A 21,705-nucleotide genomic window follows, 5' to 3' on the forward strand; every position below is an offset into this window, starting at 1 on the left:
TTAAAACAAGTCGTCAAGATTTGGATTTTGTGGCGGAGGTTGAAGCACTGCAAGCGCAGCTTCAAGGTATCCCGGCAGATGACCGCTATAGTACAAGTGAACGCTGGTTTTTCCTCGCAGGATTCCGGTGTAGATCAAGCGCTTCTGGGTAGCCCCCATCCGGTAGAGCACCTCACATCCCCCCAAGTGAACGGCTCTAAATTCCCACCCTTTGGCACCATGCAGCGTATCGATCCGGATTCGGCCCTGTGGGTCACTAACCGGCGACAATGCAAAGTATTCCTCAAATTTTGCAACTTGCTCACGTTTTGGAAACAAGACCCCGATTCGCTCGTCAGGGTAAAGGTCTAACTGCGACCTAAGGCTTTCGACGATGCTGTCCAACTGGGCATCGAAATCAGAACATTGTACCTGCACAACCGACGAAGGCAATATTGCCTCCGCGTACCGACACTCTCCCTGGAGCCGAGGGAACGCGATCTTGTCGGTTAGTATTGCGTCGGCCACCTTGCACAGTTTCAATCCGCTGCGATAGTGATAGCGCAAATTTACAGTGTTATCGTTCACCAGCTTCTGCATCAATCCTGGTGTATGCGTTGTCTTGTATATGCTTTGCCTCGAGTCCGAGGCGAGCACCAATCTCTTTGTTAAAGACCTAAAGACGATTAACTCTGTGTCCGTGTAATCCTGAGCCTCGTCGACCAGAATTGTCCCACAATAGTCATTCGATATTGACTTAGAATCCACCAGCGACATAACCTTTCCGGCCAACATATTTCTGTCGGTTTCAAAGTCACCAGATAGAGTAAACGAGACAGAATATTCCTGGAGAACATTTTTAAAGAACGTCATCTGAGTAATCGCAGATTCAGGATCAATTTTGTAATGCACACAACCTTGCTCCACAAACTCACGGAGACTTGCCGTAAATACAACGATTTTGAAATCACTTTGTTGCTTGAGGGTCAACCATTTCGCTCTCAGCAATAGGATATTTGTTTTCCCCGAACCTGCCGGCCCTGTTAAAAGAAAGCTTTCTGTCTCAGGAATATTCTCGACAGCTTGTCTTTGCTCGGCGTCAAGCTGATCGGTTCGGACCCAGAACATTGTTGACATCGTTACCCCGTTAGGCACTTAAGATAGCTTCCACCGCGTTAAGGAAGGCTTGTCGACAAGAGGCGAATGCAGTCTCTACAGTAAACATCTCCGTCCACGCTGCCGACGCCACTGTCTGGCCATTTTTTACCGCACTAAACGAAAGCTTTGTTGCGTCTTCCATCATAGAATCAACACCTATGGTCACCGTAAAGGAAACGTTTGACTGAAAGCCTCTCGACTGATCGTTGTCAAAATGCAACTGCATTGCATATTCCCTAGGGGAAATCATATTTTCCTCGACACGACACATTGGAAATATGGAGGTATCAAGCAAATATGTGCGTATCTCCAGCATCAACGTGTTATTCAACTGCCATAGTTGCTGTTCGCGTGTTGGGCCGAGTGCTTTCGCACCGCGTTTTGCGGAGGCCTGCCGCTCCTCTTCTTGCATAAGCTGACGAAGCCGAATCCTTTTTTCCTGTTGCTGCGGATCCGCAGCTGACACTGATCCATAGAAGCTGCCCCAAGACACAAATTGCAGCCGTTGCCTCCAGTCTTTTAACAAACACGCCTGCGTTACTTGGATAAGCGAAGCGTCTACGACGTTTGACTTGATGACGGGCGTGCGATCTCGCACTGAATCGTACAGACACGCGCGCGGTGTATCATATCCAGAAAACAAAATGCTACCGGTAATCATATCGTGCAAAGTTGCACCAATTTGATAAAATGTCACGGCGCGCCATGCCCCGTCCTCGCTTGTCTCCTCAGTACGCCACACGAATTCCGGTGGGCTATATCGTAAGGTTGCGACAAACTCTAATCCGGAGAGCCGTCCCTGATCGTCATCCGCTGGCAATTGATGAACAATCCCGAGGTCAAGTAACGTCAGCGTCTGAAAGTCATCGCTGATCATGATATTTGCAGGCTTAATATCGCGGTGGACGAGGCCCACGCTTTCTAAGTACTCTGCAGCCGACGCGAGTTGACCCGCGAGCTTCGGAATTGCCTCCGCTGGAATTTTGCCTAGTAGCTTGTCCAATGAGGTTCCGTCTACGAGTTCCATCACCAAGAAGAGTGTTTCAAGGTCAGGTTCTTCTCCACCGTCATGGACCTGGACCAGATTTGGATGTCGCTTTTCACCGATGAGCCCGATCTGGAGTTCGAGTCTCTCTCGGGCCGCGGCGATACCGTTGGCGACCAAAGAGTCGGGAAAAAAAATCTTGATTGCGGCTTCCCTATCGCCCTTAGTTCCAGCATATACGATTCCATCGGCCCCGCGACCGATCCGGCGGGTGAGCATCCACCCTTGTACTTCGGTGCCAACTAGGTCTTCGACGCTTCCCACATCGCCCCCGTCATTTTTCTCTTTTGATTTATGGATTGATTTACTGCCGAGGTGATCGTCAAAAAAATGCGATCGTGCTTACTATAGCCGTTTTTCACTCCAAGCTTGGATCGTAGCAGAATGCCCTGCTGTGGTACGCAATTGTGCCTCACTTCACCACGGGAGCGGCGTTGCGAAGGTCTGCGAAGCAGTGAGTCGCTGATCATCTTGTCTCGGTGCTCCGGGTAGACAGCGCGCCACTTTTTGGGAAAGTCACCAAGCGTGGACTCGATTCAATTTGTACCACTTCTCCTTTCCTCGTGCGCTCACGCTTCGGAATGTGATTGAGTCGTCTGGCAATACCATCTGACACTCCGTCACGAGAACCTTTCTCGGGAATCTGACTCTTCTGGTGGTGTGCCGCAATCGGGTCGTACATGAGCTTTAGCTCGAGTCGAAGTCATGTTTCTGGCCTGAGAGCGAAAGGCGGCGTTTTGCTTCCTGACATACTGCGATGTCAGCAACGGCCGACAAGTTGGCGAGCGAAAACTGTCGACGAATGACCGGCTTCGGATAAGAAGCAATCATTTGAATGATGCAGCAGTCTCAGCGATCGCAAACGTCGCTTATTGGCCGAATCCGACCATCAACACGTCACTTTCGTGTAATACAAAAAGTCGCACGACGGCAGAGTTACGGCCGTAATCCAGTAAGCCGTTAGCACAGAGACCTCGAGAAGCCGTGCACTATCGACCACCGTCATCCACCATCGCCTCCACTTCCGACACAATCTGCGAATACTCCTTCTGTGTAGGCAAATGCTTCGCAAAACACTCTTGCCACTTCTCCCCGGCAATCCGCACCCCACAAGCCGCAATCCCCGGTACCTTCACCTCCCGCCAAAGGACATAAACCCTCTCTCCTTGCTTGACAGAGACCGCCAACGTATTCGGCCCTTCCGGCACCCCATCCTGGCTTTCCCCGAGCAGCAACGCCTTCACCACCATATCAGCCGGCTTCCGCTTCACCGGCAACTCGGCAAACCGAAACGCCGCTGCATCATCGGCAAACACATCCGTATAGAAAGCCTCGCTATCGAAGATAACGGCAACATCATCCATGGACTTGATCTCAACATCCGCCCTCTTCGCCCAAGCTTTCAAAAGTGGAACTGTCGTAACCAGAAGACTCACCTTCCCATCATCCGACTTCAAGAACAGCCCATCCGGCCCGGGCGTCATCCCATCATCGGGCACAACGCTTTGCACGTTACTCCCCGCCTTCCCGGAAAACCCTTTCGCCTTAACCGCTCCAACAAGCTTAACCAGCCGCGCATTCACCTCGGCCGCATATTTCTTGTCTAGATCCGCCTGATCTTCCATTCTGGCCGCGCCAACCTCCGCCGCAACCTTCTCCCGATAAGCCAGATAAGAATCCGTCGGCGACCTTACAACCTTCGCCCCCACCGCAGCCGCCACCGCGACGAGCACCGTCGCACCCACCCCGATCTTCCACTTGAAAATGCGTTTCATTTTTATAAGCGTTACCAAATCCCGCGCAAACATGCAAAAACGGCTGCCGTGAACCCACGGCAGCCGTCCCTCAGAAACGCATTATTCTAAATCGCGAATCAGACTTTACTCATCCACCTTGAAAGCCGACACCAGCCGCGTCAATTCCGCCGCCTGCTGCTTCAAGCTCGCCGCAGCCGCCGCGCTTTCTTCCACCAGCGCCGCATTCTGCTGCGTCATCTGATCGAGCGACTGCACCGCGTCGCCGATCTGATCGATACCGGCGCTCTGCTCCAGGCTTGCCTCAGCGATCTCGCTCATCATCGCGCTCACGCCTTGAACCTGCGACACCACATCACGCATCACCTTCCCGGCCTCACTCACCAGCCGCGACCCGGTATTCACCGTCCCCGCGCTATGCTCGATCAGCACCTTGATCTCCTTCGCCGCCTGCGCGCTGCGTTGCGCCAGATTCCGCACTTCGGAAGCCACCACCGCAAACCCGCGCCCCTGCTCCCCGGCCCGAGCCGCTTCCACAGCCGCGTTCAACGCCAGAATGTTCGTCTGGAACGAGATACTGTCGATCATCACGATGATCTCGGAGATCCGCTGCGATGCGTCGCTGATCTCCTGCATCGTGGTCACAACCTCGCCCACCACCTGCCCGCCGCGCGCCGCCGTATCGGAAGCGCCGTTGATCATCTTCGCGGCCGTCGTTGCCGTTTCGGTGTTGTTCCGCACCACGGCCGTGATCTCTTCCATCGACGAAGCCGTGCGCTCCAGGTTGCTCGACTGTCCTTCGGTGCGTTCGCTGAGGTCCGCATTCCCCGTCGCAATCTGCGCCGACCCGGTCGCAATCGACGATGAAGCCGCGCGAATGCTGTGCACCAGCGTCGACAGCGACGACACGAACCGGTTGAACGCATCCGACAACTGCCCGATCTCGTCCTCGCTCTCGACCGTCATCCGGCGCGTCAGGTCGCCCTGGCCGCTTGCGATCTCCGACAGCAGCGTCGCTGCACGACGAATCGGCGCGGCAATCGCGCGCCCCACCAGCCAGATCACGAGCAACGCGACACCCAGCCCCACCACCGCCGCAACCAGCGCTGCGCTACGAATCGCACGCGTCACAGGCCCGAGCAATTCAGCCTGCGGCACCTCGACGACCACATACGCGTTCAACTCCGGAATGAACGACGTCGCGATGAACCGCGCGCCGCCATCACCGTTGTAGCTCAGATACGCATACGGCTGCCCAGCCAACAGCGTCGACGACGCATCCCCCGGCAACCCCGGCTGATCCTTCATGAAATGCTTGCCGTCGATCAGCGCCGTATCGCGATGCATCATGATCGCGCCGTCGGGACGCACGAGATACGCGAACCCGGTCTCCCCGATCCGGTAAGCAGCAATCCCCTTCGCGAGCGCATCGACGGACAGACTCATGCTGGCCGCACCGATCGGCACGCCATCAAGCTCGACACGGCTGTTGATGAACATCATGTAGCCGCCGACCGTCACCTCGCGGTCCATGTTCACGTCGAACGCCTTGCCGGACGACAGGAAGCCGGTCAGCCACTGATCCTTGTCGGTCACCTTCCGCTGCAGGCCCGCTTCGTTATAGTAGTTGCCGCTCTTCACGGACACCCACTGCACCGACGCGGCCTTCTGCTCGTCCTTCACGTTCTTCGCGAGCTGGATCCAGTTGCGCGTGCCGGCGTCGGGTTCGCCGTCGGCTTCCCATTGCAGCAGGAACGCATCGCGCGCGAGAATCCGCGACGCGGCGATCGGCCCGGCCATCTGCCGCTGCACGTCGGCGCGGATGCCGTTCACGGCCGTCGGCAGTTCTTCGCGGACGACGCGATCGCGCACCGCGTTGCCGATCAGACGGATGCTGAGTCCGCTCGAGATCGCGACGAACACGAGCAGGCAACTCGTCATGCTGAGAATCAGCTTGTTCTGTATAGAAAGCTTGCGCCAGAAATGCATGGGGAACCCTCGATAACCGCTCGGTCTGAGCCAGATTGGGTTATCGGCATGCACGCGCAGAACCGCATCGCTGAATTCACATGCTCATCATGCGAGATTCGTTATGTTGTTGTCAGGCGGACATATGCGGCTGCTTATAGATGCGCGAACAACGAAAATTCAGCGCGAATCAGTATGCAACGAAGATCGTGACACGCCGGTTTCGCGCCCGCGCGGCCGCATCGTCGCCCGCGACGAGCGGCTGCGTATCGGCCCGCCCGATCGCCGCGAGCCGGTGCGGTGCGACGCCGCGCTCGGCCAGGTAGCGCACGACGCTCCCCGCGCGCGCCGACGACAGCTCCCAGTTCGATTCATATTTCGCGTTCGCGATCGGCACGCTGTCGGTATGCCCTTCGACGAGAATGTCGCCGGTCGCGTGATCGCTCAGTGCCTGCGCGATCTGGTTCAGCACGGGTGACGAATCGGGCAGCAGGCGCGCATCGCCGACATTGAACAGGATCTTCGCGTCGATGCCGATCTCGACGCCATGCGGCGCTTTCACGAGCGAGATCCGGCCGTTCGACTTCAACGAATCGAGCAAGGCGAGCCAGGGCGGTGAGTGCTCAGGCGTCACGGCAGCGGATGCACTCGCCGCGCTTTCAGAATGCCGCGCGAGCGTCTGGTACCGCGCATCGAGCGCGTTGTATTTCGCGAGCTGGAGCACGTACAACGCGAGAAACAGCACCATCAGCGTCGTGATGAGATCCGCGTACGAAATCAGCCAGCGGCCGGATTGCGCGCCTTCGAGTTCGTCGTCGTCGCGATCGGCAGCGGATGCACCGTCAGTTCGAGCAGTCATGCGGTTGGAAGTCCGGGTTCGTCGTACGGCACACGCGCATCACGCGAGCGATTCGACCGCGCGCCCGCGCACGTCACCGGTCAGGCGCGTCTCGATCGTATGCGGCGATTCCTTGCGCGATATCGCCAGCAATCCGTCGAGATACAGCTTGCGAAACCGCAGCTCGCTGTCGATCTGCGCGCGCAGCTTGCCGTATAGCGGCAGGAACACGAGGTTGGCGAACGCCAGCCCGTACAGCGTCGCGATGAACGCGACCGCGATGCCCGGCCCGAGCTGCGCCGGTTCGAGAATATGGCTCGTCACCTGCACGAGCCCGAGCACCGACCCGAGAATGCCGAACGTCGGCGCATACCCGCCCGCCTGCTGCCACACGCGCGCAGCAGCGAGGCGGCTGCGTTCGTAGGCATCGAGTTCGCGTTGCAACGCGTCTTCGAGCACGGCGGTCGACACACCGTTCGCCAGCAGTTCGAGCCCGCGGCGCGCGAACGGATGAATGCCGCTCACATCCATCGATTCGAACGCAAGCAACCCGTCGAGCTTCGCGCGGTCGCCCCATTCGAGCAGGTCGGACAGGTTCTTGCGATCGACCTCGCGCGCACGGACGAACGCGAGCCGCAACTGCTTCACCGCGTCGAAGAAGCGCGCCCACGTGTTCTGGATCATCACCGCGCCGAGCGTGCCGCCGAGCACGATCACGAGCGCCTCGAACTGGAACAGCATCGAGAAATGCCCGCCTTCCAGCGCGAAACCGAACACGATCGCCGCGCCGCCCAACACCACACCGGCCAGGGTCAACAGATCCATACGCGCCCCCTTGTCATGCATCCGATGCCGACGCGACAGGCACGGTGCCCGCCGCCGGCGCCTTCGCCGCGCGAACGGCATCCAGCACGCGCCGCTCGATGTCCTCGATCTCGATCGGGTCGAGCTTGAGCTCGCGGCGCATCACCCACGACACCTCGTTGCGCCGCGCCTCGGTCATCACGGAGAACAGCTTGTCGGCCACCGCGCGATCGTCGAGATTCGCGATCAGCTTCGCGAGATCGTAGGTATCGAACGCGCTGATGACGTCGAACAGCGTGCGCTGGTCGATCGACACGAGATCCTCCAGCGAGCGCACGTCGCCGCGTCGCGCGTTGCGCCGCGAGAAGTACGTCACCCCCTTCTGTTCGACGTAACTGAGGACCTTCGACTTGCGGAACGCAAACAACTCGTCGGCAATCTCGCCGTTCGACAGCTTGTTGAGCAGCATCGTCTTCTCGACGCCGATCAGCGCTTCGAGATCGGCGAGCTCGATGAGTTCGAGTTCACTGTTGATCGACAGGTCGAGATCGTGATCGGCCACCTGCTGCGCGCGATCGATCACGCGCGCGGCGTCGAACGTGACGACCTGGCGCGCATCCGACGACGCCGCATAGTCGACCGCACCGCCCGCATGGTCCGCCTGCGCCGCTTCGATCGTGACGAGATTGAGCTTCTCCATGCGTCGCAGCATCGCGAGCACGTGCGGCCGCGAGTGGCCGGCAATCGCGCGGCATTTGCGGATCACTTCGGCGAGCGGCACCGAGGTTTCGGCCGCATGGGCCTGCATCGGCCGGCGCGCCCAAGCGTCGCCGCCATCGCGCGCTTCGGCGCCCGCCATCAGCGCCAGCACATGCGCATACGACAGCACGCCCGGCATGAAGTCTGCATGCGTGTAGGTGGCAAGCTGGTCGTCCTTGCGCTTCACGCGGCGGATCATCGTTCGCACGATGTGGCGCAGCAGCGCCGACACGCGCTCGATTTCCTCGTCGAGCATGCCGGCCGGCACGACCGTCAGCTGACAGAATGAAAGCGCCTTCGCGGTATGGGCACGCGGCTCGGCCGCGAGCAACGCCGATTCACCGAAGAACTCGCCGCGGCCGAGCGTCGCGACGACGACGCGCTTGTCGTCGCATCGCGTGGACAGCTCGACCTTGCCGTCGGTGATCAAGAAGATGACGGGCTCACCCGCAAAGCCCTCGGAGTAAATGATTTCTCCGGGCGCCGCCGTACGCGTCCACGATTGCTGACGATTCAAGTCGATTCCCCTGCTGCGCTTGCTTTCTTGTGCGGCGGCGCGTCGCGCTGCATGCGCGATCATCGCCGCCGTTCCCCGTGCTCCCGTTTACGACACGCGCAGTGGAGTTCTTTAACCTCGTCGCAGGGGTCAAGTGAGCAGAATTTGATGCAAAACGTTTGCGCTGCGGAAACGGCTTGATGCATTCGGGAAAACGACAGGCCGCGGCACGTTCCTCGAATCGGCCGGGCCCGCCGCGATCCTTACTTTCGGCCTTCAATGCGCACAAAAAATCGGCTCACTCGTGCAAGCCCCACGACACGAGCACCGCGTGGATGTTTCGCGCGTATTCGTCCCGATAGCGCGGCGTTTCCGAGTGATAGGCGCCGATCGCCTGCCAGGTGTTCCCGTAGCGGACCATCTTGCGTTTCAGCATCCAGGCCGCGACGTAGATGTTCACGCAGGCGTCCTTCAGCGCGCCCGGCGGTACACCGTAGCGGCGCAGCTCGCCGAAGTGCACCGAGTTGATCTGGGTCTGGCCGACGTCGATGCTGCCGTCCGCGTTGCGATGCACGGCAGCCGGATTGCCCTTCGATTCGTACCAGGCGATCGCGCGCAGGATCTGCGGGTTGACGCCCTGATAGCCGGCCGCGCGCTCGAAGCATTCGCTGCCGGGCGCGACATCGTCCGCACGCGCCGGCGTGACGAAGAGTGCGCTCAACAACAACATCGCAACCCACAGCCATGGCGTGCAGCGTTGTTGCATCGAGGCGACCCCGGTGCGGGCCGTCACGTATCCGCCGATTGGATGCCGCGGGTTCATGGCGTCATCGCCAGCGAAGCTGCACCGGCCCCCGTCGTGCGCCGCTCGTGCGTGCTTTTCGCCAGCGCGTCGTCGAGCTTCTTGTCTTCGGCGGCAAGCGCCGCGCGCGACTCGTCGGTCACGACGAGTCGCACCTGAAATTCCGACGCCTTCTTCGCGGACGGTGCGTGGCGCAGCTTCTTCGCGTGACGCCCGCCCGCCGGCGCGGGTGCCTGTCCCTCATCGTCGCCGCCCGCTCCCGGCGGCAGCGACGCGAACGGCGGCAGCGGCGGAAACACCTGATTGGATGCGGCAGGGGCAAACGGCGCGCCGTCGCCGGGTGGTGCCGCAAACGCGGCGCCGCACACGAGCATGGCGGCACAGATCGACAGTCGTAGCATCGCGGGGGCTCCTGTTATTGGGTCGGTCCGACCTGGACGCTGTACGGCCGGCAACTGCCGGCCGCGACGTTCTCGACGCGCACCGATGCGACACGCGGCGTCGCGATGCCACGTCGGATCGACTGGTTCAGGTAGCCGAAATCCTGCGGTAACGCGGCCACGCGTATCGTCATCGGTTGCGTCTGCTTCGATGCCAGCGCGCCGACTTTCGCGAGCAACGCGGTCAGTTGAGGATCGCGTGCGCCGAGCGCATCGGCTGGTATGACGAAATCGACGAGCGACATCGACGCGGAAGGTGCGTCGGTGTGCGCATTCGCATCCTGGCGTCCGGGTTGAAGTTGGGCGCAGCCGGCTGACATGGCGAGCGCAGCGGCAAAGACAAGCATGACGAACGGTTTCACGTGTTTCTCTTGCGGTCACTGGACCTGCGTTATCGGCACCGCGCCCGCGATGTTTACCCCGATTGCGTGCGAGGCCCGCCGCACGGGGCCTCACGCCGTGCGGCGATTCGTCCGATTTAAGCGCGCTTTGGTCAAACGCCATTCGTCCGATATTTGGACGCGTCATGCGTTACGACGTGTGCGCCGCACGTGATCCCGCGCGTCAGAACTCCATGTCGAGTTCGTCGATGTCTTCGTGCTCCGCCTTCGCCGCATCGATCCACTCCGCGACGAACGGATGCGCAAGCACCTGCATGCAGTACTCGGCGATATCGGGCTCCAGTTTCACGTCGTAGGTGAGAAAGCGCGTGACGACCGGCGCATACATCGCATCGGCGATGCCGATCTCCGCACCGAACAGCCAGGGGCCGCCGTACGCGGCCAGGCACTCGCGCCAGATCGTCACGATCCGCTGGATGTCATGCTGCGCGCGCGACCAGATGCGGAAGCCGGGGAAATGCGCACGCAGGTTCATCGGCAACGCGGATCGCAACGCACTGAAACCGGAATGCATCTCGCCGCAAATCGACCGGCAATGCGCGCGGGCTTGCCGGTCCTCAGGCAACAGCCGCGCCTGCGGCCGGATTTCGTTCAGGTATTCGGCGATCGCGAGCGTGTCCCACACCGTGTTGCCGTCGTGCGTGAGGCACGGCACGAGAATCGACGGCGACAGCAGCAGCAACTCCGCGCGCGACGCGGCATCGATCGGCACGCTCACCGTCTCGAACGTGAGCCCGCTCAGCTTCGCGAGCAGCCAGCCGCGCATCGACCACGACGAGTAATTGCGGCTGCTGATGGTCAACGTCGTCTGTCCGGTGACTTCCATATCGCTCCCCTGTTCAAAGCCGTTCGTGCCCCTGCACCGAAACGGACGCCACGCGGCATCACCCGCACCATGCCGGTGCCGCGCATTCGCCGAACTGGCGCAGCCCCGCACGCTGTTGCGTCACGTGCCGCACGCGAGACCGGCTCGGCCACACGTCGCGTGCGGCTGCCGGTTGTCGCGTGCTGCCTGCATCGCAGCGTTCCCGAACCGCGTGCAACGCGCGTGCCAGCCGCAGGCTGGCACATGGCTTGCCTCGTTCCATGCAACGCGGCACAACGAGTGACGGCCATGAATCTGCTTGCCTATCCGTTCTATCAATGGTCTGCCGAATGCACGCGCCCGGCGCGCGCATGGGCCGCCGCCGCTCGCGCGACGATGTCGCTGTGGCCGCCCGCCACGGCGACGCCAACCGGCCGCATGCTCGACGCGCTGTGCGAGCTGCTCGAATGCTGCGCGTTCTCGCATCGACGTCCGCCGTTCGGGATCGCGTCGATCGTCGTCGACGGCGAGACGGTGCCGATCGTCGAGGAAGCCGCCGCGGCCACACCGTTCGGCACGCTGCTGCATTTCCGCAAGGCGCTGCCGGTTGCGCGCCAGCCGCGCGTGCTGATCGTCGCGCCTATGTCCGGGCATTTCGCGACGCTGTTGCGCGGCACCGTGCATACGATGCTCGCCGACCATGACGTGTACATCACCGATTGGCACAACCCGCGCGACATCCCGCTGACGGCCGGACGATTCGGCTTCGACGAATACGTCGCGCACGTAATCGACTTCATCCACCAGATCGGCCCGGACGCGCATGTGCTCGCGATCTGCCAGCCAACCGTCGCCGCACTCGCGGCGGTCGCACTGATGGCCGCCGGCGGCGATCCGGCGCAGCCCGCGAGCCTGACGCTGATGGCGGGCCCGATCGATTGCCGCGTGAATCCGACGAAGGTCAACGCGCTCGCGACGAGCCAGCCGATCGAATGGTTCGCGCGCAACCTGATCAGCGTTGTACCGACGGGCTTCGCTGGTGCGCAGCGCTGCGTGTATCCGGGCTTCGTGCAGGTCGGCGCGTTCATGTCGATGAATCCCGATCGCCATGCGGCGTCGTTCGCCGACCTGTACTACGAGCGCGCGAAAGGCGATCCGGCGAAAGCCGACACGCTGCGGCACTTCTACGACGAATACTTCGCCACCGCCGATCTCACCGCGGAGTTCTATCTGGAAACGGTCGAGAAGGTGTTCCAGCAGTACGCGCTCGCGCGTGGCGAGCTGACGGTCGGCGATCGGCTCGTCGAGCCGGCGGCGATTCATCGCACCGCGCTGTTGACGATCGAAGGCGAGAAGGACGATATCTGCGCGGTCGGCCAGACGGTGGCCGCGCAGGAGCTGTGTTCGGGGTTACCGCCGTACCTGAAGACGCACCACGTGCAGACGGGCGCAGGTCACTACGGCGTGTTCAACGGCAGCCGCTGGGAAACGCAGATCTATCCGATCGTGCGCGCGACGATCCACGACAACGAGCCGTACGATCGCACCGCGGGTGCGGAAGGCGGCGCGGACGGCACGCACTACGTGACGCTGCGCGCGCTGCTCGATGCCCGCGCAACGGCGCACGATGCAGCGGCGCACGATGCAGCGGTCGACACGCAGTCGCATCCCGCCCACTGAAGCCGGACGGCGCTGAAAATGAAACGCCCCGCCGGGGGGATGGCGGGGCGTGAGGTGCTGCGACGTGCGGACGACGCGCGAGGGAGCGGCTCGCGCGTCAGCCTGCGTTACGAACAGGCCTTGCCGTGCGACGCGTGGTAGCCCTTCGCCTTCGCGTCGGCTTCCGACATGTAGCTGCCGTGCTTCGTCTTGCCGTAGTACTTGTCGGTCGAGCAGTGATAGACCTTCGTGCTGTCATTGGCCCACACCTTGCCCGGGCCGCCGCCGGGCGCTGCCGCCGCGGTGGCTGCAGTCGTTGCAGCCGCGCTCTTCGCCGGCGCGGTGCCCGATGCAGGGGCGGCCGAAGCGGCCATGGCCGGTGCTGCGGCCGGTGCGCTCGCGGCTGCCGCCGACGACGCGCCGTACCAGGTCTTCACGCCCTTGTGGCCCGCGCATGCGCCCTTCTTCGACGCGCCCGAGTAGAACGAGCCGTCCTTGCACAGACCGGTCGTGCCGGCCGGCGCGCTGGCCGGAACCTGCGCGAATGCACCGATCGACATACCCATGCCAGCGACCAGCGCGGCGATCAACATCGTCTTTTTCATAGTCCTCTCCTGATTTGCCTGAATGAAGAATGCGTTCCGGGTATTCCCGAGTCAGTCGCGATTACCGCACCCAGCGGCACACGCGATGGTGGTGGTGATCGAAATGGCACACACGGTGCGAATGGGCTTCGGCAAGTGCCGGAACGAGAACGGCGCAGGCCAGTGCGGTGGCCGTCAGGATCTTTGCGATGCGGTTCATGGAATCTCTCCCGGGTAGGTCAACCGGTGATCCGGCTGGTACCTCCTTAACGCCGGTCGTCGACAAGCCGTGCACCGCATCCACGCGCAATTGACGATCTTTGACATCGCAGCGCTGCCAACGCATCGAAGCTGACGAATGTCTTTCTTTTCTTTCCGGATCTTCAGCTCCGCGACCATTCGGAATTCGAAAGAATGTGAAGCAGGGAAAGCGGATCGCACGGAAGTTCCGTGGAAGGCACGACAAAAAAACCGCCCGAGGGCGGTTCGTCACAAACAGGCGTACCGATGATGCATGCCTCGAGGAACCAGGCAGCTACGCCCCCGCCTCTCCCCACGGTGTCGGCGGCGGCACCGCGCACGGCCCGTCAACATCGATCGACTTGAAATCGGCGGGCCCGACGATCTCCAGGTACTCCATGTCCGGCGAGTAGTCGAACAGGTAGTGGACGATCCCCGGCGCCTGATGCACGCAATCGCCGGCGCTCACCAGCGTCTCGCGTTCGCCGTACATGAAGCGCGCCCAGCCCTTCAGCATGATCACGATATGGAACTCGGCCTCGTGACGGTGCCAGCCGGTGCCCGCCTCCGGTGCATGATTCGCCCTGACGAGTTGCGCGACGACCTTGCCGTTCGTCGCGGCCGCGATACCGAGATCGCGGTACAGGAAGAAGTCGCGCAGGCCTCCGCCGCGAAACGCGGTGTCCTGCGGCTTCACATGGGAAAAAGCGGTGGGGGTCGGTGTGCTCATCGCGGTGCTCCTTCATCGAAAGGATCCCGCGTGACAAGCATTTAGCGTTCCAGTGTGCGGCGGCGCGAAGCCGCGCCCGATCGCTACCGCTTGCGCCGCTTCCCGGTGAGCAGCGTCTGCGCGATCACCGCGAGCAGCAGGAACGCGCCGCTCGCGAGGTTCTGGTAGTACGGGCTCAACGTCCCGACCTGGTTGATCACGTTCTCGATCACGCCGAGCAGCAGCACGCCCGCGAGCGGACCGAACAGCGTGCCGACGCCGCCCGTCAGCAGCACGCCGCCGATGACCGCCGCCGCGATCGACTGCAGCTCGTAGCTGTTGCCCGCGCCCGGCAGCCCCGAATCGAGCCGCGACGCGAGCAGCGCACCGGCCAGCCCGGCGAGCGCCCCGCTCAGCCCGTACGTGACGATCTTGAGCCCTTCGACGTTCACGCCGAGCATGCGCGCCGCCTCCTCGTTGCCGCCGATCGCGAACACGCCCGCGCCGTAGCGCGTGTGATTCAGCACGAACGCGGCGGCGAGATACGCGACGACCACGATCCACACCAGGTTGCCGATGCCGAACAGCGAGCCGTTCGCGATCGTCGCGAAGAACCCCGGGTTGGCGATCAGCATCTCCTGGCTCGCGAGCACGAGCGACAGCCCTTTCAACCCGAGCAACGCGGCGAGCGTGACGATGAACGGCGCCATCCGCGCCCGCGCGATCAGCCAGCCGTTCGCGAGCCCGACGATCAGCCCCGCGCCAACCGGCGCGGCCAGCGCGGCGCCCCAGCCATACGGCGCCGCATACGCGGCGATCACGGTGCCGAGCCCGACGAGCGAGCCGACCGACAGGTCGAACCCACCGAGGATGATCACGAAGCTCTGCCCGATCGTGATCAGCGCGACGAATGCGGCGGCCGCGACGATGTCGAGCAGGTTCGGCGCGCTCAGGAAATGCGGGAACACGCGGCCGGCGATCAGGCACACGAGCACGAGGATCGCGATCGCGCCGCGCGCCTGCACGAGCCGGACAACCTGCGCGCGGCGGGCGCGGCTCGCGTCCTGCGCGGTGTGCGTGGAAATCGGCGCGGTCGACATGTCAGGCTCCCGAGCGCTGCAGGTACAGCGCGCCGAGGATGAACGCGGCCTTCAGGATCTGCGCATAGGTGAAGCTGATGTTGTTCATGATGAAGCTGGCATCGAGCAGTTGCAGCAGCAGCACGCCGAACACGGTGCCGACGATCGACACGCGCCCGCCGGAGAGCGGCGTGCCGCCGATCACCGACGCGGCGATCGCATCGAGTTCGAAGTTCACGCCGACATAGTTCGGATCGCCCGCACCGAGCCGCGCGGTGGCGAACAGGCCGGCCAGCCCGGCAAGCGCACCGCTTGCCGCATAGACCGCGAGCAGCGTGCGTCGCACCGGCACGCCGGCGAGATGCGCGGCATCGCGGCTCGCGCCGACGAGAATCGTGTAGCGCCCGAAGGTCGTATTGCGCACGACGAAGAACACGATCGCCGCGCACGCGAGCGCGATCAGCATCACGACCGGCAGCCCTAAAAACGTGCCGATGCCGATGAAATCGAATGCATCGGAAGGCGGCAGGCTCACGCGCGAACCGCCGAGCAACGCCTGCGCAAGCCCGCGCGCGGCAACCAGCAACGCCAGCCCGGAAATCAGCGGATCGATGCCGAGCCGCGCGACGAGCCCGCCGTTGAAGAGGCCGACCGCGAGCCCGATCGCGATCGCCGCCGCGAACGCGGCGCCCGTCCCGTACGGCAAACACACGGCAATGATCGCGCTCGACAGCGCCATCACCGAGCCGACCGACAGGTCGATCCCGCGCGTCGCGATTGCGAGGTTCTGCCCGAGCGCGATCAACACGATCGGCGCGGCCTGGAACAACAGGCTGCGCGCGGCGAGCGGATTCGAGAACCCGGGCGTGACGATCAGGTTGAAGACCGCGAGCGCGACGAACGCGAGATACACGCTGTGGTCGCGCGCCTGCACGAACAGCGAGCGGCGCGACGTACGGCGCGCGCCTTCCGGTTCGCTCATCAGGTTGGCTAGATTCACGCTTTCCTCATCTTCTGGTCGATGCCCGGCGCATTACGCCTGGTTCGCGAGCAACGCGGTCACGTCGTCGGGGCTCGCGCCGCGCGTCGACAACTCGCCGCTCGTCGCGCCTTCATGCAGGATCACGAGCCGGTCGGCCAGCTCGAGCAGTTCTTCCATCTCCGACGACGTCGCGACCACCGCCAGCCCCGCATCGGCGAGCCGTTTGACGAGGTCGTGCACTTCCGCCTTCGCGCCGACGTCGATGCCGCGCGTCGGATCGTCCAGCAGCAGCACCGTCGGCTCGGTCGACAGGCAGCGCGCGATCAGCGCCTTCTGCTGGTTGCCGCCGGACAGCGTCGAGATCGGCGCGCCCGCGTGCGACGTCTTGATGCCCAGCTCGCGGATATAGCGTTCGACGAGCGCCTCCTGCTTGCGCACGGAAATGAAGCCGAACCGCGCGATACGCGGCAGCACGCACACGACGATGTTCTCGCGCACCGACAGCTTCGAGAAAATGCCTTCCGAGCGGCGATCCTCGGACAGGAACGCGAGCCCCGCGCGAATCGCCCGCGCCGGGTCCGCGCCGTCGATCGCACGGCCGCCGACGCGCACCGCGCCGCCGTCCGGCTGCTGCGCGCCGAACACGGCCTTGAAGGTTTCGGTGCGGCCTGCGCCGAGCAAGCCCGCGAGCCCGACGATTTCCTTCGGCGCGACACGGAACGTCACGTCGCGCAGGCGCGTGCCCCAGCGCAAGCCGTCGACAGCGAGCGCCGGTGTCTGCGTCGTATCGGCAGCGGCCGCTTCCGCCTGTTCGCGCGGACCGTGCGCACCGACCTCGCGACCGAGCATCGCCGAGATCAACGCCATGCGCGGCAGGCGGTCGGGCGTGTCGCTGCGCACTACCGCACCGTCGCGCAGCACGGTGAGCCGGTCGCACATCCGGTAGCACTCGGACAATCGATGGCTCACCAGCACGATCGCGATGCCCGTCGCACGCAATTGATCGACGACGCCGAACAGCACCTCGACTTCCGCCCCGCTCAGCGCCGACGTCGGTTCGTCGAGAATCAGCACGCGCGCGCCGAGCGACACGCCGCGCGCGATCGACACCATCTGCTGCTGGCCGAGTCCGAGCGAGCCGACCTTGTCGGCCGGGTCGACCGCGAGCCCGTAGCGCTCGACGATCTCGCGCGTGCGCGCCAGCATCTCGCGTCGGTCGATCCACGGGCCGAAGCGGCGCAGCTCGTGACCGAGAAAGATGTTCTCGGCCACGCTGCGCTCGGGGATCAGGTTGATTTCCTGGTAGACCGCGCAGATGCCCGCACGCTGCGCGGCCCGCGGGCTGTCGAACGACACGGGTGCGCCGTCGACGCGGATCTCGCCCGCATCGGGCTGGTGGAAACCGGTGAGGATCTTGATCAGCGTCGACTTGCCGGCGCCGTTCTCGCCCATCAGCCCGTGCACCTCGCCCGCGCGCAGCGACAGCGATACGCCGTTGAGCGCACGCACGACGCCGAAGGTCTTGCCGACGCCGCGCGTTTCGAGCACGACGGGCTTCGCGTCACCGCCGTCGGCGGCATCGGTTGCGGCGGGAAGCTGTGCGTCCATCACGCCTCGCGTTCAGGGTTGCGCGTTTCCGCGCCGGTCGATCAACAGGTCAGTAGACGAGGTTCGCTTCGAGCGAATGCTTCGCGTTCGCCTTGTCGTACAGCGCGTCGTCCATGATCTGCTTCTGCGCAACCGGCTTGCCGGCGAACCACGCTTCGAGCGACTTGAACGCGAGCGGGCCGAAGCGCGGATTGGTCTCGACGCTCGCGGCGGCCGAGCCGTTCGCGATCGCGGTGACGAAGTCCTTCGTGCCGTCGATCGACACGACCGTCACGCCGCGCTGCTTGCCGGCCTGCCGCAGCGCAGTCATCGCGCCGAGCGCCATCGTGTCGGCCTGCGCGTAGACGGCGGTCACGTCCGGATGCGCGAGCAGCACCTGCTCCATCACCTTCTGCGCTTCGGTGGCCGACCAGTTGGCCGTCTGCGATGCGACGATCTTCATGTTCGGGAATTTCTTCAGGCCGTCGGCGAAGCCGTCGGTGCGCTGGCTCTCGACCGTATTGCCGTAGCCGCCCTGAATCTCGGCAATCGTGGCTTTGCCGCCCGTCGCATCGGCAAGTGCCTGCGCGGCGCGCTGCCCTTGCCGGAAGAAGTCGGAACCGAGGAACGTGATGAAATCCTGGCACGGCGTGCCGGCCGTCTGCCGGTCGATCGTCACGACCGGGATGCCCTTCGCGCGCGCCTGCGCGAGCGCGGGCTGCAGGCCGGTCGAATCGTTCGGCGCGACGATCAGCGCCTGCGCGCCCTGGTTGATCATGCTTTCGATGTCGGCGACCTGCTTCGCCTGGTTTGCGTTCGCATTCGTATACAGCAGCCGCTTGACGCCGGCCGCCTTCGCGGCCGCGCGCACCGACGCGGTCTCGGTCGCGCGGAACGGGTTCTGCTCGTTCTCCGACTGCGAGAAGCCGACCACGAGATCACTCAGCTTCACGCTGCCCGGCTTCGGATTCGTGCAGGTCTGCGCGGAGCTGGACCCGACCTTCTGCGCATTGTCCTGCGCCTGCGCGATCGCGACGCATCCGAGCGTCACACCCATCGTCACCACGATACGTTGCAGCTTTGCATGGCTCGGCATCATCGTCTCCAAGTGTTGTGATCGGTCCGCACGCCGTCGCACATGGCCGGCATCGGCTTCACGAACTAATATTATTACTCGATATTATCGCCCGCCCGACTCGGGATAATCCCGTACCGCCGCACCCGTCAGGCGGGGCCCGGCGTCCACCGCAACGTCGCCTGCAGCGACTCGCCCGGCGCCAGCACGCAGCCGCCGACGAGCGATGCAGGTTCCTTCGCATTGAAGCTGTCCGTCGTGTTCGTGACGGGCTCGACGCACAGCGCGTCGGCGCCGGCCGGCGCATACACGACGAGCTGGTCGAACGGCCGCTCGGCCCGCAGCACGACCTGGCGACCGCGCTCCGGCCAGATCACCGCGGCTTCGCGCGACCAGCCGACGAAATTGTTGTCGAGATCGAACGCGTCGGCCGGCATCCCGTTGCGCAGTGCGTCGACGGCGGGATGCGCGCCGACGTGGAGCGGCAGCACATCCGCATCGGCGTGCCACATCGCATCGACGTGCGCCTTCACGACGGTGTGCGGCGTGCGCAGGTAATACGGGTGATGGCCCATGCCGAACGGCATCGGCAGCGCGCCGAGGTTGCGCGCGGAGAGCGTGATCGACAGCGTATCGCCGTCGAGCCGGATCGTCTGGCGCGCCTCGTAATGGAACGGCCAGTCGCCGGCGCGGCCAACCTCGGGACGATGTTCGAAACGCAGGTCGACCTGCGTATCGCCGAGCTGTTCGACCTGCCAAGGCCGCCGCCAGCCGTGGCCGTGCAGCGCATGACGGTACGTATCGTCCGGGCCGGACAGGTCGATCGTGCGGCCGTCGAAGTCGAACTTCGCGTCGCGAATGCGGTTGCAGTACGGGAACAGTGGAAAGCTCGCCATGCCGAGCGGATCGCCGCTCGCGAGCGCTGCGTCGCTAGCCGGCCGGAACCAGTGTCGCGGGCCGTCGGGCGCGGCTTCGTAGTACGCGGCGATCGAGCCGCCGGCCTGCGGCGCGACGCACACGCGGGTCGCGCCACTGGCGAGTTCGATCAGGTCGGCGTTGCGGGGCGTTCCCATCGGCATCGTTCATCCCGGGATGACACTGGCGACCCCGCCGGCCGAATTGCAGCGCCCGGCCGCGGGCATGTGCGGCAAAGCATGGCACGGTGCGGCACGCGCGGTCAATAATATTTGTTGATATTATTATCTGGGAAACGGCGGACCTGGCGGGGCACGCGTAAAGCTTGATTGCCGGCCTGGTTGGCCGATGTTACCGTCGGTCAGATTGATCCGACCCGCTGTTTATCGCCGTCGTTATTTGTTCATCCTGTCGAGGCCGGACCGCGCTCCTACCGTGAAACGCTCTACTCAACGTCGCCCCACGATGACCGACATCGCCAAGCTTGCCGGCGTGTCGCAATCCACCGTCTCCCTCGTGCTGAACAACGCGGCGGGCACGAAGTTCTCGGACGCCACGCGCGACAAGGTCGTGAAGATCGCGCAAGAGCTCGGCTACCGCTACCTGCCGCGCGAAGTGACGATGACGCACGACGGCGAGCGCGACCTGATCGTCTATCTCGCCGACGAAATCTCGACGAGCCCGCACCCGGTCGTCAACATCGACGGCGCGCGCGACGCGGCCTACGCGAACGGCAAGCTCCTCGCCGTGTACTCGACGCACGGCAACGTCGACATCGAGCGCCAGGTGCTTGAATCCGTGCTCGCGATGCCGAACCTGCTCGGCGTCGTCTATGCGACCGTCTATACGCGCAAGGTCACGCTGCCGTCCGAGCTGCTGCGCGTGCCGGCCGTGCTGCTCAACTGCTATACGGCGGAAAGCGGGCTGTCGTCGATCGTGCCGGCCGAAGTCGCGGGCGGGCATGCGGCCACCGAATACCTGCTGCGCGCGGGCCACCGGCGCATCGGCTACATCAACGGCGAGCCGTGGCAGGACGCCGCGAAGGACCGCCTGAAAGGCTATCGCACCGCGCTCGCGACGGCCGACATCCCGTTCGCGCCGGAACTCGTGCGCGACGGCGACTGGGGTTCGGATACCGGTTTCGAGCAGACGCTGTCGCTGCTGCGCGAGCCGCATCCGCCCACCGCGATCTTCTGCGCGAACGACCTGATGGCGCTCGGCGCGATCGAGGCCGTCAAGCATCTGGGGATGCGCGTGCCCGACGACGTGTCGGTGCTCGGCTACGACGACCAGGAAATTGCGCGGCATACGCACCCGCCGCTATCGACGATCGTGCTGCCGAACTACGAGCTTGGCCGCTGGGCGGTCGAAATCCTGCTGCAGGAAGAACAGAACCGCGCGGTCGGGATGCCCGTGCGCCGTCGCGCGATCAAGCTCGACGGCCCGCTGGTCGAGCGCGGGTCGGTGCGCGCCGTCGAGACGGTCACGCAATCGGCCGGCGCGTAAGCCGCTCTCCCCTGAATACGGCACGGGCAGCGCATGCGCTGCCCGTTCGCGTTGCCGTGCGCCCGGCGCCCCTGTCATCGCCCTCCCCGCTTGCGCCCCGGTCAATATCCGCTTCAGGGT

21 protein-coding genes are annotated in these 21,705 nt (G+C 63.7%); 2 read left to right on the top strand and 19 right to left on the bottom strand.

Features of this window, described 5'->3' with window-relative positions; translation table 11 throughout:
• From G3N99_RS01030 to G3N99_RS01080, 11 genes are all read right to left on the bottom strand, one after another.
• A complete protein-coding gene (locus G3N99_RS01030) occupies nucleotides 1-1,107 on the bottom strand; it encodes an AAA family ATPase (protein ID WP_206121387.1) in 1,107 nt (368 codons plus the stop codon).
• 19 nt (nucleotides 1,108-1,126) lie between these two features.
• Nucleotides 1,127-2,446 (bottom strand): serine/threonine-protein kinase, encoded by a 1,320-nt coding sequence (locus tag G3N99_RS01035; RefSeq protein ID WP_206121388.1) that lies wholly within the window; start codon nucleotides 2,444-2,446, stop codon nucleotides 1,127-1,129.
• 725 nt (nucleotides 2,447-3,171) lie between these two features.
• Entirely contained in the window at nucleotides 3,172-3,957 is a 786-nt protein-coding gene (locus tag G3N99_RS01040; protein ID WP_241011392.1) for a hypothetical protein, read from the bottom strand.
• 105 nt (nucleotides 3,958-4,062) lie between these two features.
• Nucleotides 4,063-5,925, bottom strand: coding sequence for a methyl-accepting chemotaxis protein (locus tag G3N99_RS01045; protein ID WP_206121390.1), 1,863 nt, complete (start codon nucleotides 5,923-5,925; stop codon nucleotides 4,063-4,065).
• A 169-nt stretch (nucleotides 5,926-6,094) separates the two neighbouring features.
• A complete protein-coding gene (locus G3N99_RS01050; RefSeq protein ID WP_206121391.1) occupies nucleotides 6,095-6,763 on the bottom strand; it encodes an OmpA family protein in 669 nt (222 codons plus the stop codon).
• A gap of 39 nt (nucleotides 6,764-6,802) precedes the next feature.
• On the bottom strand, nucleotides 6,803-7,567 hold the full coding sequence (locus G3N99_RS01055) for a flagellar motor protein (RefSeq protein ID WP_011355952.1): 765 nt from the start codon (nucleotides 7,565-7,567) through the stop codon (nucleotides 6,803-6,805).
• A gap of 13 nt (nucleotides 7,568-7,580) precedes the next feature.
• Nucleotides 7,581-8,822, bottom strand: coding sequence for a cyclic nucleotide-binding domain-containing protein (locus tag G3N99_RS01060; protein ID WP_206121392.1), 1,242 nt, complete (start codon nucleotides 8,820-8,822; stop codon nucleotides 7,581-7,583).
• A gap of 277 nt (nucleotides 8,823-9,099) precedes the next feature.
• The gene (locus G3N99_RS01065) at nucleotides 9,100-9,567 is read right to left on the bottom strand and encodes a lytic transglycosylase domain-containing protein (protein ID WP_206121393.1); all 468 of its coding nucleotides are present in this window, start codon (nucleotides 9,565-9,567) and stop codon (nucleotides 9,100-9,102) included.
• 53 nt (nucleotides 9,568-9,620) lie between these two features.
• Nucleotides 9,621-10,004 (bottom strand): hypothetical protein, encoded by a 384-nt coding sequence (locus G3N99_RS01070; RefSeq protein ID WP_206121394.1) that lies wholly within the window; start codon nucleotides 10,002-10,004, stop codon nucleotides 9,621-9,623.
• A 14-nt stretch (nucleotides 10,005-10,018) separates the two neighbouring features.
• Nucleotides 10,019-10,405: a hypothetical protein gene (locus G3N99_RS01075; RefSeq protein WP_346778452.1), complete on the bottom strand. Its 387-nt coding sequence runs from the start codon at nucleotides 10,403-10,405 to the stop codon at nucleotides 10,019-10,021.
• A gap of 202 nt (nucleotides 10,406-10,607) precedes the next feature.
• Entirely contained in the window at nucleotides 10,608-11,270 is a 663-nt protein-coding gene (locus G3N99_RS01080) for a glutathione S-transferase family protein (protein WP_011355957.1), read from the bottom strand.
• Nucleotides 11,271-11,558: 288 nt separating this feature from the next.
• Here G3N99_RS01080 and phaZ point away from each other — a divergent pair, with 288 nt between their 5' ends.
• Complete coding sequence (gene phaZ / locus G3N99_RS01085; RefSeq protein WP_206121395.1) at nucleotides 11,559-12,929, top strand: polyhydroxyalkanoate depolymerase; 1,371 nt, start codon at nucleotides 11,559-11,561, stop codon at nucleotides 12,927-12,929.
• Nucleotides 12,930-13,036: 107 nt separating this feature from the next.
• On the opposite strand, the gene G3N99_RS01090 is transcribed toward phaZ, so the two are convergent.
• From G3N99_RS01090 to G3N99_RS01125, 8 genes are all read right to left on the bottom strand, one after another.
• A complete protein-coding gene (locus G3N99_RS01090; RefSeq protein ID WP_174938854.1) occupies nucleotides 13,037-13,513 on the bottom strand; it encodes a hypothetical protein in 477 nt (158 codons plus the stop codon).
• A 61-nt stretch (nucleotides 13,514-13,574) separates the two neighbouring features.
• Nucleotides 13,575-13,712 (bottom strand): HHHH-motif protein, encoded by a 138-nt coding sequence (locus tag G3N99_RS01095; RefSeq protein ID WP_006488624.1) that lies wholly within the window; start codon nucleotides 13,710-13,712, stop codon nucleotides 13,575-13,577.
• A 315-nt stretch (nucleotides 13,713-14,027) separates the two neighbouring features.
• Nucleotides 14,028-14,462 (bottom strand): cupin domain-containing protein, encoded by a 435-nt coding sequence (locus G3N99_RS01100; protein ID WP_206121396.1) that lies wholly within the window; start codon nucleotides 14,460-14,462, stop codon nucleotides 14,028-14,030.
• Between the two features lie 83 nt (nucleotides 14,463-14,545).
• Complete coding sequence (locus G3N99_RS01105; protein ID WP_206121397.1) at nucleotides 14,546-15,541, bottom strand: ABC transporter permease; 996 nt, start codon at nucleotides 15,539-15,541, stop codon at nucleotides 14,546-14,548.
• Between the two features lies 1 nt (nucleotide 15,542).
• Nucleotides 15,543-16,520 carry an ABC transporter permease gene (locus G3N99_RS01110; protein WP_174940842.1) on the bottom strand — a complete coding sequence of 326 codons (978 nt, stop codon included), beginning with the start codon at nucleotides 16,518-16,520 and terminating at the stop codon, nucleotides 15,543-15,545.
• Between the two features lie 33 nt (nucleotides 16,521-16,553).
• On the bottom strand, nucleotides 16,554-18,110 hold the full coding sequence (locus tag G3N99_RS01115; RefSeq protein ID WP_174940840.1) for a sugar ABC transporter ATP-binding protein: 1,557 nt from the start codon (nucleotides 18,108-18,110) through the stop codon (nucleotides 16,554-16,556).
• A gap of 49 nt (nucleotides 18,111-18,159) precedes the next feature.
• Nucleotides 18,160-19,188, bottom strand: coding sequence for an ABC transporter substrate-binding protein (locus G3N99_RS01120; RefSeq protein WP_174940838.1), 1,029 nt, complete (start codon nucleotides 19,186-19,188; stop codon nucleotides 18,160-18,162).
• 125 nt (nucleotides 19,189-19,313) lie between these two features.
• Nucleotides 19,314-20,243, bottom strand: a complete 930-nt coding sequence (locus tag G3N99_RS01125; RefSeq protein WP_174940836.1) for an aldose 1-epimerase — start codon at nucleotides 20,241-20,243, stop codon at nucleotides 19,314-19,316.
• 301 nt (nucleotides 20,244-20,544) lie between these two features.
• Here G3N99_RS01125 and G3N99_RS01130 point away from each other — a divergent pair, with 301 nt between their 5' ends.
• The gene (locus G3N99_RS01130; protein WP_174938866.1) at nucleotides 20,545-21,585 is read left to right on the top strand and encodes a LacI family DNA-binding transcriptional regulator; all 1,041 of its coding nucleotides are present in this window, start codon (nucleotides 20,545-20,547) and stop codon (nucleotides 21,583-21,585) included.
• Nucleotides 21,586-21,705 lie beyond the last annotated feature (120 nt).

Origin of the sequence: Burkholderia sp. Ac-20392 (genome assembly GCF_017104585.1) — a bacterium.
GTDB lineage: Bacteria > Pseudomonadota > Gammaproteobacteria > Burkholderiales > Burkholderiaceae > Burkholderia > Burkholderia lata.

What these genes read in the sequence shown, in the direction of transcription:
- G3N99_RS01030 (WP_206121387.1), bottom strand. Translation starts at nt 1,107, where the DNA reads ATGTTCTGGGTCCGAACCGATCAGCTTGACGCCGAGCAAAGACAAGCT.
- G3N99_RS01040 (WP_241011392.1), bottom strand. Translation starts at nt 3,957, where the DNA reads ATGAAACGCATTTTCAAGTGGAAGATCGGGGTGGGTGCGACGGTGCTC.
- G3N99_RS01045 (WP_206121390.1), bottom strand. Translation starts at nt 5,925, where the DNA reads ATGCATTTCTGGCGCAAGCTTTCTATACAGAACAAGCTGATTCTCAGC.
- G3N99_RS01050 (WP_206121391.1), bottom strand. Translation starts at nt 6,763, where the DNA reads ATGACTGCTCGAACTGACGGTGCATCCGCTGCCGATCGCGACGACGAC.
- G3N99_RS01055 (WP_011355952.1), bottom strand. Translation starts at nt 7,567, where the DNA reads ATGGATCTGTTGACCCTGGCCGGTGTGGTGTTGGGCGGCGCGGCGATC.
- G3N99_RS01065 (WP_206121393.1), bottom strand. Translation starts at nt 9,567, where the DNA reads ATGCAACAACGCTGCACGCCATGGCTGTGGGTTGCGATGTTGTTGTTG.
- G3N99_RS01070 (WP_206121394.1), bottom strand. Translation starts at nt 10,004, where the DNA reads ATGCTACGACTGTCGATCTGTGCCGCCATGCTCGTGTGCGGCGCCGCG.
- G3N99_RS01080 (WP_011355957.1), bottom strand. Translation starts at nt 11,270, where the DNA reads ATGGAAGTCACCGGACAGACGACGTTGACCATCAGCAGCCGCAATTAC.
- phaZ (WP_206121395.1), top strand. Translation starts at nt 11,559, where the DNA reads ATGAATCTGCTTGCCTATCCGTTCTATCAATGGTCTGCCGAATGCACG.
- G3N99_RS01090 (WP_174938854.1), bottom strand. Translation starts at nt 13,513, where the DNA reads ATGAAAAAGACGATGTTGATCGCCGCGCTGGTCGCTGGCATGGGTATG.
- G3N99_RS01095 (WP_006488624.1), bottom strand. Translation starts at nt 13,712, where the DNA reads ATGAACCGCATCGCAAAGATCCTGACGGCCACCGCACTGGCCTGCGCC.
- G3N99_RS01100 (WP_206121396.1), bottom strand. Translation starts at nt 14,462, where the DNA reads ATGAGCACACCGACCCCCACCGCTTTTTCCCATGTGAAGCCGCAGGAC.
- G3N99_RS01105 (WP_206121397.1), bottom strand. Translation starts at nt 15,541, where the DNA reads ATGTCGACCGCGCCGATTTCCACGCACACCGCGCAGGACGCGAGCCGC.
- G3N99_RS01115 (WP_174940840.1), bottom strand. Translation starts at nt 18,110, where the DNA reads ATGGACGCACAGCTTCCCGCCGCAACCGATGCCGCCGACGGCGGTGAC.
- G3N99_RS01120 (WP_174940838.1), bottom strand. Translation starts at nt 19,188, where the DNA reads ATGATGCCGAGCCATGCAAAGCTGCAACGTATCGTGGTGACGATGGGT.
- G3N99_RS01125 (WP_174940836.1), bottom strand. Translation starts at nt 20,243, where the DNA reads ATGCCGATGGGAACGCCCCGCAACGCCGACCTGATCGAACTCGCCAGT.
- G3N99_RS01130 (WP_174938866.1), top strand. Translation starts at nt 20,545, where the DNA reads ATGACCGACATCGCCAAGCTTGCCGGCGTGTCGCAATCCACCGTCTCC.